Origin of the sequence: Enterobacter sp. LM3 (genome assembly GCF_046622475.1) — a bacterium.
In the GTDB taxonomy this organism is placed as follows: domain Bacteria; phylum Pseudomonadota; class Gammaproteobacteria; order Enterobacterales; family Enterobacteriaceae; genus Enterobacter; species Enterobacter cloacae_P.
Window position 1 is genome coordinate 1 of the sequence record NZ_JBJURN010000017.1, and the last position, 12,789, is coordinate 12,789.

The following is a 12,789-nucleotide window of genomic DNA, read 5'->3' on the forward strand; positions in this document are numbered from 1 at the left end:
GAAGAACCCCGTACCGGAAGGTGCGGGGTTTTTTGCTTTGCGTGTTTTAAAATGCCCGGCGGCGGTTGCACCTGACCCAGGCTACAGAATACCCCCACAAACTAATCACCCCAACTTCCTGCTTATACGGTAAACTAACTGCGTTTTTGCATCAGGATAGCGTCTATGAACCACTCCCTTAAGCCCTGGAATACCTTTGGTATTCAACGGAATGCTAATCAAATTGTACGTGCCGATACTGCTCAGCAACTGCTGAATGCATGGCAAAGCGCAACAGAAAACGACGAACCCGTACTGATTCTGGGTGAAGGAAGTAATGTCCTGTTTCTTGATGATTTTGCGGGGACGGTGATCGTTAACCGCATCATGGGAATTGATGTTGAAGAGAGTGCCGATAGCTGGCATCTGCGCGTGGGTGCCGGAGAAAACTGGCACAATCTGGTGCAATATACCCTCGAAAAAGGAATGCCGGGCCTGGAAAACCTTGCCCTCATTCCGGGCTGCGCTGGATCATCACCTATTCAAAATATCGGTGCTTATGGCATCGAACTAAAACACGTCTGTGAATATGTCGACTGTATTGAGCTGGCGACCGGAACAGCTCTGCGCTTAACGGCAGAACAGTGTCGTTTCGGCTACCGTGACAGTATTTTCAAACATGAGTATCAGGATCGCTACGTGATTGTGGCCGTGGGTTTATGTCTGTCAAAAAGCTGGAAACCTGTTCTGACCTACGGCGATTTAACGCGCTTTGATCCGACAACAGTTACTGCCCGTGAGGTTTTTGACTCGGTTTGCCATATGCGAATGACTAAACTTCCTGATCCGAAAGTGAACGGAAATGCAGGAAGTTTCTTCAAAAACCCGGTGATCAGCAGCGAAAATGCGGAAAAACTTCTCGCAGGTTGGCCAACAGCACCTCATTACCCTCAGGCCGATGGCAGCGTGAAGCTGGCCGCAGGCTGGCTTATCGATCAATGCCAGTTAAAAGGTACCTCAGTAGGTGGTGCTGCCGTTCATCGTCAGCAGGCACTGGTGCTGATTAACCAAAGCAATGCAACCAGCGATGATGTGGTACAGCTGGCACATCACGTGCGTCAGCGCGTGGGCGAAAAATTTAACGTATGGCTGGAGCCAGAAGTCCGCTTTATTGGCCGTACGGGTGAAGTTAATGCCGTGGAGACCATCGCGTGAAGGACAATACCATCCCCTTAACCCTGATCGGTATCCTGGCTGATGGTGAGTTTCACTCTGGTGAACAGCTGGGTGAGCAACTGGGCATGAGCCGTGCCGCCATCAATAAGCATATTCATACTCTCCGCGACTGGGGGGTTGATGTATTCACGGTTCCCGGAAAAGGCTACAGCCTGCCGGAGCCGATTCAGTTACTGAACGAAGAGGTGATCCGCCGTCAGGTAGGAGGAAACGTTGCCGTACTGCCAGTGATTGACTCGACGAACCAGTATCTTCTGGATCGACTGAGTGATCTGGTGTCGGGCGATGCCTGCGTTGCCGAGTATCAACAGGCCGGGCGTGGTCGTCGTGGCCGCAAGTGGTTCTCGCCGTTTGGTGCCAACCTCTATCTTTCCATGTTCTGGCGTCTTGAGCAGGGGCCAGCTGCCGCCATTGGCCTGAGCCTGGTGATCGGCATTGTGATGGCGGAAGTCCTGCATGACCTGGGGGCTGATAACGTACGCGTGAAATGGCCAAACGATCTGTATCTGAACGACCGTAAGCTTGCCGGTATTCTCGTCGAACTGACAGGAAAAACAGGCGATGCTGCGCAGATCGTAATTGGTGCTGGCCTTAATATGGTTATGCGTAATGTACAGAACGACGTCGTGAATCAGGCCTGGACTAACCTGCAGGAAGCGGGGATCACCATCGATCGTAATACCCTTGCCGTGCGTATGATTAAAGAACTACGCAGCTCTCTGTCTCTCTTTGAACAGGAAGGGCTGGCACCGTTCCTGTCGCGTTGGGAAAGGCTGGACAACTTTATCAACCGGCCGGTGAAATTACTGATTGGTGATAAAGAAATCTACGGTACCTCCCGTGGCATTGATGCACAGGGCGCATTGCTCCTGGAGCAGGATGGCGTGATCAAGCCGTGGGTAGGTGGTGAAATTTCACTGCGAAGTGCTGAATAACCGGATTGAGTTAATTATGCGAAAACCCATATGTGCCACGCTGGCTGTGATGATGAGTTTGCTGTTCTCTCCTCTCTCTCAGGCGGGTCAGGCCTGGGAAAGTTATAAAACACGCTTTTTCAAACCGGAAGGCCGGATTGTCGATACCGGCAATGGTGACGTTTCGCATACGGAAGGTCAGGGGTTCGCCATGCTGATGGCGGTGGCAAACAACGATAAAGCCACGTTCGATAAGCTCTGGCAGTGGACTGATAGCACGCTGAAGAACAAAGAGAACGGTCTGTTTTACTGGCGTTATAACCCCGGAGAGTCGAACCCGGTTGCCGACAAAAACAACGCTTCTGACGGCGATGTGTTGATTGCATGGGCGCTGTTAAAAGCGGATACACGCTGGCATGACAAGCGCTACAGTACTGCATCGGATGCCATCACGAAATCGTTGATTGCTCACAATATGATCCGCTATGCGGGTTACCGTGTGATGCTACCCGGTGTGCAGGGATTTAACCTGGACAGCGAAGTGGTGCTTAACCCTTCCTATTTCGTGTTCCCGGCCTGGCAGGCATTTGCAGACCGTAGCCATCAGAAGGTCTGGCGCGAATTGATTCGGGATGGGCAACGGCTGCTGGGGAAAATGGGTTCGGGTAAAGCTAACCTGCCGACTGACTGGGTCTCTCTGGAAGCGGGTGGCAAGCTGGAACCCGCCAAAACCTGGCCACCGCGCATGAGCTACGATGCCATTAGAATCCCGCTGTATGTCGCCTGGTCGGATAAACACAGTCAGCTGTTAACCCCATGGCGTACCTGGTTTAATCAATTTTCCCGGGAGCAAACCCCGGCATGGGTCAATGTCACAACGAATGAGTATGCCCCTTACATGATGGAAGGGGGGCTGCTGGCAGTACGTGATTTAACGATGGGGCAGTCATCCAGAGAACCCGAAATCACCGCCAAAGATGACTATTACTCCGCGAGTCTTAAGATGCTTGTCTGGCTCGCAGAGCAATAATACTGGCACCCGTTATACCCTCTCCCCTATGGGAGAGGGTAAGTGAGTTACTGCGGATACGGTACCCAGTCTCCACCATTCAGACGAACATACGGTTTGTTCTGGTACTGAATCACCACCGCGTTGGCGTTCTCTGAAACCTCTGCGGTTTCCGGCAGGCCACTGGTGAGCTGATTCCAGTTCACGTTATCTTCCACAAACAACTTACCGTCTACTGCTCGGGCAACCAGCTCTGAAATCGCCAGGTAGCTACCTGGTTTAGTGATCTCAATTGGCGCGCCCTGATGCGGAGCCTTCATGCCAAAGAATTTAACCCCGGCAGGTACGTTGGTGATGGACGGGCTTGGGATGTCACGCAGGCCAGAAACCTGCATTCTGTCACCTTTCAGCGCGCCACCGTGTTCCGGCACCACAATCACCATCACTTTACGGCCTGATTTTTCCAGCTCAGTGAAGAATGCATCCAGCTCATCAAAGAACTTCTGCGCACGAATCTTGTAATCGGCCGTTTTGCTCACGCCAGGATAATGGTTACCGTCGTGAAGTAGCAGAGTGTTATAGAACGTCGCGCTGCGCGGATTGCTGTCTTTTTCAATGGTCTGCAACCAGCGTTGCAGCACGGCGGTATCGTCATAAACTGGCGAACCGTCGAAGCCCAGCAGCGCCACCGGCAGACCGGTTTGATCCATCAGCGGTGCTTGCATTCCACCTTCTGCACGTACTTCTTTCAGGAAGTCACCGAACTGGCCGTTATGACCCAGCATCAGGTGCTGCGTGAAGCCCAGTCTGGACAGGTTATCAAAGAGATAACACTGGTTGCCGGCTGGCTGATACAGGTTCTTATGCGATGGCTGGCCGCAGCTGGCGCGCATCAGACGGATCGCCGCCGGGCCGCTGTACGACGTGGCGGAGTTGAAATCTTTAAACTGAATATCGAAGCGTGACCACAGTGGGTGCGACATTAAACCGGCGGCATCCACGTCTGCCCATGAGAGAGAACAGATGTTGATCACCAGCAGTTCAAACGGCTGGGCATCTGCAGGCAGCGCATCCGGGAACTTGGTCTGGCGCTTATCTTCTGCGGTATAGAAGCTGGAGAGCCAGGCGTTCAGGTTGGCAGAGGTGGGTGGGGCGGTCTGCGTTGGGATATCTCCCACCACAGGTGTATCACCTGCTGTCGCAATGGTTGCTGCCGCAGCGCCACCCGTGGCGGCGACCGTCGTGGTCGGCTGGCCAACGGGCCACAGGGAGAAGCTCGACCCTGCCAGCGTCAGCACGTTAAGCCAGACCATAATGGCGACGACAAACACTGTGACGCGAAGCCACTGCGCCAGGAACAGCCAGGCAACCAGCAGCACAAACACCGCGCCAATCATCTGCCAGTTAATGAAACGCTCGGTCAGGTCGACGATATAGCCGGAACTAAAGCTCGCAACCTGTGAGCCCTGGCTCATGATGCTGTCCGGCCCCGGTAGCCAGGTGTCATGCCAGAACAACGCAAAGCCCACCGGGATGGCAACCCAGTGGCGCAGGCGATGCAGCCTGATATTTGGCAGAGGCATCAGCAGGAAGGCCATAAACACCAGGTTGAGCAGCGGATGGAAGTTCAGGTACCCTGCCCACAGCAGGCCAAACTTCACCAGAAAGTAGAAGTTCCAGCCGGAAAGGCCGCGCCAGTATTGCCAGAGCGGCGAAGGTGCCGAAGCGGTATAGGTAGAATTAGTCATGTTTTCGATTTGCCCTGGAGTGTGAATTCCGTGTCAGTGTACCGGCTGGTTTAACGTAGCGTGGTCTTACAAACAGCACTCTGGCCGTATTACAAATACGGTGCAGTGAATGGCGCGCATAGTAACCAAGCGGGAAAAAGATCAGCGCACAAAATACGACCAGTTGAATGATATCGCTGATATTCATGATGATGCGTTCTCCCCGTTCTCTGGTAATAAGCGAAGTGGTTCTGGCACCCGACGCCAGACATGTCCGTCATGCTTAGCATTGAGAACCGGTTTGAAATTGCTGGTCATAGGGAGCGGTTTAACCCAGTGCTCAGGTTCGAGGGTGCGCATCTGAACAAGCTCTGCAGCGATCAGGTTATCTTCGAACCAGGTCATACGGTTCGAGAATATATCTCCGGTTGGCAGAGGGAAGATATGATTCAGCGCGGTGTCGAGATCGTTGATTCGACAGAATGACAAAAACAGAACCAGACGGTTGCCGCCAATCGTCATGATATCCCCGGTGCGGTTCGGGCGGCACAAGGTCAGTGCCTGCTCAACGCGGATACCCGGTACCGGACGAAGAGCCACCATTACCCCTTTCCCGTCTGCCGGAAGCAACGTGTTGTTCATCATGTTGCCGACGGCATCGCAGAAGGTATCCCACTTCTGGTATCCGCGCAGTTTCATCGGTTGGGTCATAGAGAGCAACGTGGAGATGTCTTCCGGCACATGGCGGTTAAACTGCTGACCCTGAATACTTTCGAGAAGCGTCAGGCAGCGTGACAGCGGGGCATTCCACGGTATGACCATATTCGCACCGCAGCCCAGCAGCAGGCGCTCGTCTGTGGCACGCAGGCTGGTATTATTTTCGCGCACCACAATTTTTAGCGCACTGCCGCGCTGGCGGCGTAAGGTGTGAATTTGTCTTGCCAGTGTTTCTATCTGGTTATTCTGCGTTAATGAGAAAACAATGGTTGCTGCCTGGGTGGTACGGGCTTCATGAAACAGGGCTTCGTTGGTTTCAAACAGTGACCAGTTTTCAGAAAGCGCGGGTGCGCCTTCTAATACCGCAAGATGGCTCAGAATGCGTTTTTCATCGCTGCGCGGTTGAACCACGGTTTCTTCAAGGCGTGCGAGATGCCACTCGCCCTCAATAAGTTTGAGCGTCAGTTGCTGTCTGGCACTCACCCCTTTTTCATTACACCAGAATGCAACGTCGTAGAGATAACTGTCCGCCTGGTCATGGATACTTGCCAGCCCGGACAGGGAGCGATATTGACTCATTAAAAGCGAGACGAGCTTGTCGTTATTACTGCCAGGGTTGATGACCAATAGTGTGCAATTTTGAAATTTTGCCCATTTATTGATTTTTTCCAGCCAGTGCAGCAGTTTTTCAACAGGGATATTTTGCAGAGCGTTATTAGAACATTTGAGGATAAGTAGATAGTGATCAGGGTCAATAGAGCACTGGACGTCGCGAGTCATAAAGTATAGACCATCGGTTTTCGCGGGCATGGTAAATAATTTTACGGTCTGCGGTCCACGATCGCTTTCAAGCTCGATGATGTTTTTAGGCTCTTCGCCCATGCTAATGACTGCAACGCGAGCATCCTTGTCCTGTGCAGCAATTGTCTGGTTTACCAGACGGATAGCATCTTCATTGCGATCCGTATTCACCCACCAGACTCCTCCGACTGGCATGTGGCGCAATTCGTCCCATAATGACTGGATGCCAATAGAAAATATGGAGTTCACGGTGTCCCTCTTTTCGTTTAATTTATCTGTATCTCAGTTTACTAGCGAAAGCGTAGAAATAAACCTAACATTGAAATTAAAGAACATCAGATTTAGCATGTAAACGAAAATTCATAGGGCAGGAAGCCTCGCGACATCTGATCTTGCGGCTTTACTCAAAGGGATGAAAAAAAATGCATAATAACGAACCTGGAACACCCGTTGACTCAAGTCTGGGTTACACATTCCAAAATGATTTTCTGGCGCTGACGCAGGCTTTTTCATTGCCTGAAATAGATTACACCGATATTTCCCAGCGGGAACAGTTGGCCGCGGCTATTAAACGCTGGCCGTTATTAGCTGAATTAGCCCAACAACAATAAGGGAGCCATTGATGGCCATACTCGGATTACAGGGCGTCCGTGGGGGAGTGGGTACAACATCCATTACCGCGGCGCTGGCGTGGTCATTACAGCTGTTAGGCGAGTCGGTGCTGGTTATTGATGCCTGCCCGAATAATTTGCTGCGTATGTCTTTCAACGTTGACTTCGCTCATCAGGGAGGCTGGGCACGTGCGTTGCTGGATGGTAAAGACTGGCGAGATGCCGGGTTGCGCTATACCTCTCAGCTCGACTTGCTGCCTTTCGGGCAACTGACCATCGATGAGCGTGAGAATTACTACGCAAACCAGCCCACACTGGAGGCATTTATCCACGCCCTGCAGCGCCTTAAAGAAAAAGGCCATTACCAGTGGATTTTACTGGATCTGCCGCATGGCTACGCTCCGCTCACGCGTCAGCTTATCGCGCAATGTGACCATATCCTGTCCATTGTGAACGTTGATGCAAATTGCCATATCCGTTTGCACCAGCAAGTGTTGCCCAAAAACCCCCATCTGCTGATTAACGATTTACGCGTTGGCAGCCAGGTGCAGGACGACCTGTACCAGGTTTGGCTGCAAAGCCAGCGCCACCTGCTGCCGATGGTGATTCACCGTGATGAGGGGATGGCCGAATGCCTCGCTTCCAAACAGCCACTCGGCGAATACCGTAGCGATTCACTGGCGGCAGAAGAAGTTCTGACGCTGGCGAACTGGTGTCTGCTGCACTTCGCCACCGGGGCGGAGCCAGCCGGGAGTTCCGTATGAGCCGTCTGTCCACCTGGTTACTCATCCCGCCGGTCAGTTCGCGTTTAAGCGAACGCTACCGGCATTACCGTCGGCATGGTGCTTCATGGTTTAGCGCCACGCTCGGCTGTTTCTGGATGATCCTGGCCTGGATGTTCATTCCGCTCGAACACCCTCGCTGGCAGCGTATTCGTGCGCGACACAGTGAGCTTTATCCGCATATTAACCCTGACAGACCGCGGCCATTAGATCCGGCGCGTTATCTTATTCAGGCTATCTGGCTGGTGGCGACCACGCCCCAGTCGGACAACAAGTCCACACGCTGGCGCAGCTTCGAACGTGCCCATCAATTACGTGAACGCTACCACCAGTGGCTGGATAAATTGCCCGACCGTGTCGGCGATCGCACCAGTCACCTGGATAACCACAAAGAACTCGGGCACCTGCATCCGGGATTGCGGCGTTTTATCCTCGGCGTGATCGTGGTGTTCTCGCTCATTCTGGCTCTGGTCTGTATTACTCAGCCCTTTAACCCTCTGGCGCAGTTCACCTTCCTGATCCTGCTGTGGGGTGTGGCGCTGCTGGTGCGACGTATCCCGGGGCGCTTCTCCGCTCTGATGCTGATCGTGCTGTCGCTGACCGTCTCCTGTCGCTACATCTGGTGGCGTTATACCTCGACGCTGAACTGGGATGATCCGGTAAGCCTGGTGTGTGGTTTGGTGCTGTTGTTTGCAGAAACCTACGCCTGGATTGTACTGGTGCTGGGCTATTTCCAGGTGGTCTGGCCGCTCAATCGCCAGCCTGTGCCGTTGCCAAAAGATACGTCGCTGTGGCCGACTGTCGATCTCTTTGTGCCGACCTACAACGAAGACTTGACCGTCGTGAAGAACACGATTTACGCGGCGTTGGGCATCGACTGGCCGAAGGATAAACTCAAAATCTGGGTGCTTGATGACGGTGGCCGCGAAGAGTTCCGCCAGTTTGCGGAAGAGGTGGGCGTGGAGTATGTCGCCCGAACCACCCACGAACACGCGAAAGCCGGGAACATCAACAACGCGCTGAAATATGCCACAGGGGAGTTTGTCGCCATCTTTGACTGCGACCACGTGCCGACGCGCTCGTTCCTGCAAATGACGATGGGCTGGTTCCTCAAAGAGAAACCGCTGGCGATGATGCAGACACCACACCATTTCTTCTCGCCGGATCCGTTTGAACGTAACCTTGGCCGTTTCCGTAAAACACCAAACGAAGGCACGCTGTTCTACGGTCTGGTACAGGACGGGAACGACATGTGGGATGCGACCTTCTTCTGTGGTTCGTGTGCCGTCATTCGCCGCAAACCGCTGGATGAAATTGGTGGCATTGCCGTCGAAACCGTCACCGAAGATGCCCACACTTCACTGCGTCTGCACCGTCGCGGTTATACCTCTGCCTACATGCGGATCCCGCAGGCAGCAGGTCTGGCAACGGAGTCACTTTCGGCGCATATCGGCCAGCGTATTCGCTGGGCTCGCGGGATGGTACAGATTTTCCGTCTCGATAACCCGCTGCTTGGGAAAGGGTTAAAGCTGGCGCAGCGGCTGTGCTACGTCAACGCCATGTTCCACTTCTTATCCGGTATTCCGCGGCTGATCTTCCTGACCGCGCCGCTGGCGTTCCTGCTTCTTCATGCTTACATCATCTACGCGCCTGCGCTGATGATTGCGCTGTTTGTCTTGCCGCACATGATCCACGCGAGCCTGACGAACTCGAAGATTCAGGGCAAATATCGCCACTCGTTCTGGAGTGAAATCTACGAAACAGTGCTGGCCTGGTATATCGCACCGCCAACGATGGTGGCGCTGATTAATCCACATAAAGGCAAATTCAACGTCACCGCGAAAGGTGGCCTGGTGAAAGAAGAGTATGTCGACTGGGTGATCTCCCGTCCGTACATCTTCCTCGTACTGCTCAATATCGTTGGCGTCATTGCCGGCGTCTGGCGTTACTTCTACGGCCCTGAAAACGAGATCCTGACGGTATTCGTGAGTATGGCATGGGTGTTCTACAACCTGATTATCCTCGGCGGCGCGGTGGCGGTGTCGGTGGAAAGCAAACAGGTACGTCGCGCGCATCGTGTTGAAATCAGCATGCCTGCGGCGATAGCCCGTGAAGATGGCCATCTCTTCTCCTGTACCGTGCATGACTTCTCGGACGGTGGTCTGGGTATCAAAATCAACGGTCAGGCGAAGGTGCTGGAGGGGCAGAAAGTTAACCTGCTGCTCAAGCGTGGTCAGCAAGAGTATGTCTTCCCGACGCAGGTTGTGCGTGTGTTAGGCAATGAAGTCGGTCTGCAGCTGATGCCGCTGACCAAGAAGCAACATATTGATTTTGTGCAGTGTACGTTTGCCCGCGCGGACACGTGGGCTCTCTGGCAGGACAGCTTCCCGGAAGATAAACCTCTGGAAAGCCTGTTGGATATTCTGAAGCTGGGGTTCCGTGGCTATCGTCACCTTGCAGAATTTGCCCCGTCATCGGTGAAATTAATTTTCCGGACACTTACTTCGCTGGTTTCCTGGGTCGTGTCGTTCATTCCTCGTCGTCCTGAGCGGGATGAGGCGAAGCAGGCGGACCCGGTTATGGCTCAACAATGATGATAACGCGATGAAAACAAAACTTTCCTGGTTATGTGCAGTGGCAATGGGGATGAGTGCGCTCCCCGCAACAATGGCTAACGCAGCGCCTGAAAACGCAGCAGCCACGGCTGCCTCAACGGTTCCTGTGGTTGCGGTCACAGCAGCATCCGGTCAAACGGAGAACGTTGCTGCGAACTTGTCTGCGGAGGGGAACACGCTGTCGGCAGACCAGAGCGTCGTCGGGCAGGTTATGCCGGGAGTCCGTGGTGCTAACGCGCCCGTTGTCGCGGAAAATGCCCCGTCGCGGGACGTGAAGCTGACCTTTGCCCAGATTGCCCCACCTCCGGGCAGCATGGTGCTGCGTGGCATCAACCCTGATGGTGGCATTGAGTTTGGCATGCGCAGCGATGAAGTCGTATCGAAGGCGATGCTGAATCTCGAGTACACGCCATCTCCGGCGCTTCTGCCAGTACAATCGCAGCTCAAGGTTTACCTGAATGACGAGCTGATGGACGTACTGCCTGTCACGAAAGAACAGCTGGGTAAAAAAACGCTGGCACAGGTGCCAATCAACCCGTTGTTTATCACCGACTTTAACCGTGTCCGGCTGGAGTTCGTGGGTCACTACCGTGACGTGTGTGAAAACCCGGCCAGCAGCACGCTGTGGGTGGACGTGGGTCGTAACTCATCGTTGCAGATGACCTACCAGTCGCTGTCGCTGAAAAACGATCTCTCGTCGTTCCCGATCCCGTTCTTTGATCCTCGCGATAACCGTCAGTTAACGCTGCCGGTGGTGTTCGCGGCATCCCCGGACGTGACCCAACAGCTGGCGGCCACCATTGTGGCATCCTGGTTTGGCTCCCGTTCCGCCTGGCGCGGACAGAACTTCCCGGTGATGTTCGATCAACTGCCGGATCGTAATGCCGTGGTCTTTGCGACCAATGACAAACGTCCCTCTTTCCTGCGTGATCATCCGGACGTGAAAGCCCCTACGGTTGAAATCATGAGCCACCCTGACAACCCGTACGTAAAACTGCTGGTGGTGTTTGGTCGTGATGATAAAGATCTGGTGCAGGCAGCAAAAGGGATTGCGCAGGGTAATGTCCTGTTCCGTGGTACCAGCGTGGTTGTCGATGATGTGAAGCCACTGCTGGCGCGTAAACCTTACGATGCGCCAAATTGGGTGCGTACCGATCGTGCCATTACCTTTGGTGAGCTGAAAACCTATGAAGAACAACTTCAGTCGACGGGGCTTGAGCCTGCACCTGTCAACCTGTCACTGAATCTACCGCCCGATCTGTATCTGCTGCACACGAACGGGATCGATATCAATCTGAAGTACCGCTATACCGCGCCAGCCACCAAAGATAGCTCGCGTATGGATATCAGCCTGAACAACCAGTTCCTGCAATCCTTCGGTCTGATCAGCACTCAGGATAATAACCAGCTGATGTTGCGTCTGCCGGTGCTGCAGGGGCTGCTGGATGGTAAAACCGATGTCTCTATTCCGGCGCTGAAACTGGGTGCGGTGAACCAGCTGCGCTTTGACTTCCAGTACATGAACCCGATGCCTGGCGGTTCGGCGGACAACTGCATCACCTTCCAGCCGGTGCAGAACCACGTCGTGATTGGTGACGAGTCGACCATCGACTTCTCGAAGTTCTATCACTTCCTTGCGATGCCGGATCTGCGTGCGTTTGCTAATGCCAGCTTCCCGTTCAGCCGCATGGCTGACCTGTCTGAATCCATTGTTGTGATGCCAAAAGCGCCAAACGAAGCTCAGGTTACCACCCTGCTGGACACAATGGCGTCGATGGGGGCGCAAACGGGCTTACCGGCGATTAACGTCACGTTGACCGACGATGGTAGCCAGATCCAGAACAAAGATGCCGACATCATGCTGATCGGGAGCATCCCGGATAAGCTGAAGGATGAAAAACGCGTCGACTTGCTGGTGAAGGCGACCCAGTCCTGGGTTAACACACCGCTGCGTCAGACTGAATTCCCGAGCATCATGCCGGATTCCAACGATCGTCAGGCCAGCGTACAAACGACGGTAACCTCTCAGGGGGCGATGGCTGCGGTTGTTGGCTTCCAGTCACCTTACAACGACCAGCGTAGCGTGGTAGCACTGCTGGCGGATAGCCCACGCGGTTATACGTTGCTTAACAATGCAATGAATGACAGTGGTAAGCGTGCGTCTATGTTTGGTTCGGTCGCGATCATTCGTGAATCGGGGGTCAACAGCCTGCGCGTAGGCGATGTCTACTATGTGGGTCATCTGCCGTGGTTCGAGCGTCTGTGGTATGCCCTGGCTAACCATCCGGTGCTGCTGGCTATTCTGGCTGCAGTGAGCGTGGTGTTGCTGGCATGGGTGCTGTGGCGTCTGCTGCGAATCATCAGTCGTCGTCGCCTGAACCCGGATCGTGAGTAAGAT

10 protein-coding genes are annotated in these 12,789 nt (G+C 53.9%); 7 read left to right on the plus strand and 3 right to left on the minus strand.

The genetic code is table 11. The features are described from left to right. Positions 1 to 165: 165 nt before the first annotated feature. The 3 genes from murB to ACJ9N4_RS16540 are packed head-to-tail and all read left to right on the plus strand — an operon-like array spanning position 166 to position 3,159. Positions 166 to 1,194: a UDP-N-acetylmuramate dehydrogenase gene (gene murB, locus ACJ9N4_RS16530; RefSeq protein WP_182273008.1), complete on the plus strand. Its 1,029-nt coding sequence runs from the start codon at positions 166 to 168 to the stop codon at positions 1,192 to 1,194. Next, a complete protein-coding gene (gene birA, locus ACJ9N4_RS16535) occupies positions 1,191 to 2,150 on the plus strand; it encodes a bifunctional biotin--[acetyl-CoA-carboxylase] ligase/biotin operon repressor BirA (protein WP_182919099.1) in 960 nt (319 codons plus the stop codon). The genes murB and birA overlap by 4 nt, the downstream gene beginning before the upstream one ends. 16 nt (positions 2,151 to 2,166) lie before the next feature. Then, positions 2,167 to 3,159 carry a glycosyl hydrolase family 8 gene (locus ACJ9N4_RS16540; protein ID WP_182919098.1) on the plus strand — a complete coding sequence of 331 codons (993 nt, stop codon included), beginning with the start codon at positions 2,167 to 2,169 and terminating at the stop codon, positions 3,157 to 3,159. Positions 3,160 to 3,206: 47 nt separating this feature from the next. Here the strand turns inward: ACJ9N4_RS16540 and bcsG are convergent, their stop codons facing one another. From bcsG to bcsE, 3 genes are read right to left on the minus strand one after another with little or no spacing between them, the layout of a single operon-like run. Then, positions 3,207 to 4,886: a cellulose biosynthesis protein BcsG gene (gene bcsG, locus ACJ9N4_RS16545; protein WP_182273005.1), complete on the minus strand. Its 1,680-nt coding sequence runs from the start codon at positions 4,884 to 4,886 to the stop codon at positions 3,207 to 3,209. Beyond that, the gene (gene bcsF / locus ACJ9N4_RS16550; protein ID WP_182273004.1) at positions 4,879 to 5,073 is read right to left on the minus strand and encodes a cellulose biosynthesis protein BcsF; all 195 of its coding nucleotides are present in this window, start codon (positions 5,071 to 5,073) and stop codon (positions 4,879 to 4,881) included. Before bcsF ends, bcsG begins: the two co-directional genes overlap by 8 nt. Beyond that, on the minus strand, positions 5,070 to 6,632 hold the full coding sequence (bcsE, locus tag ACJ9N4_RS16555) for a cellulose biosynthesis c-di-GMP-binding protein BcsE (RefSeq protein ID WP_182919097.1): 1,563 nt from the start codon (positions 6,630 to 6,632) through the stop codon (positions 5,070 to 5,072). The genes bcsF and bcsE overlap by 4 nt, the downstream gene beginning before the upstream one ends. A 173-nt stretch (positions 6,633 to 6,805) precedes the next feature. Between bcsE and bcsR the strand changes: the two genes are divergently transcribed. From bcsR to bcsB, 4 genes are read left to right on the plus strand one after another with little or no spacing between them, the layout of a single operon-like run. Further along, positions 6,806 to 6,994 (plus strand): cellulose biosynthesis protein BcsR, encoded by a 189-nt coding sequence (gene bcsR, locus ACJ9N4_RS16560; protein ID WP_182273002.1) that lies wholly within the window; start codon positions 6,806 to 6,808, stop codon positions 6,992 to 6,994. Positions 6,995 to 7,005: 11 nt separating this feature from the next. After that, positions 7,006 to 7,758 carry a cellulose biosynthesis protein BcsQ gene (gene bcsQ / locus ACJ9N4_RS16565; RefSeq protein WP_182919096.1) on the plus strand — a complete coding sequence of 251 codons (753 nt, stop codon included), beginning with the start codon at positions 7,006 to 7,008 and terminating at the stop codon, positions 7,756 to 7,758. Continuing rightward, entirely contained in the window at positions 7,755 to 10,370 is a 2,616-nt protein-coding gene (gene bcsA, locus ACJ9N4_RS16570) for a UDP-forming cellulose synthase catalytic subunit (RefSeq protein ID WP_182273000.1), read from the plus strand. The genes bcsQ and bcsA overlap by 4 nt, the downstream gene beginning before the upstream one ends. Before the next feature lie 10 nt (positions 10,371 to 10,380). Beyond that, positions 10,381 to 12,786 carry a cellulose biosynthesis cyclic di-GMP-binding regulatory protein BcsB gene (gene bcsB, locus ACJ9N4_RS16575; RefSeq protein ID WP_182919095.1) on the plus strand — a complete coding sequence of 802 codons (2,406 nt, stop codon included), beginning with the start codon at positions 10,381 to 10,383 and terminating at the stop codon, positions 12,784 to 12,786. The last annotated feature ends 3 nt before the right edge of the window (positions 12,787 to 12,789 follow it).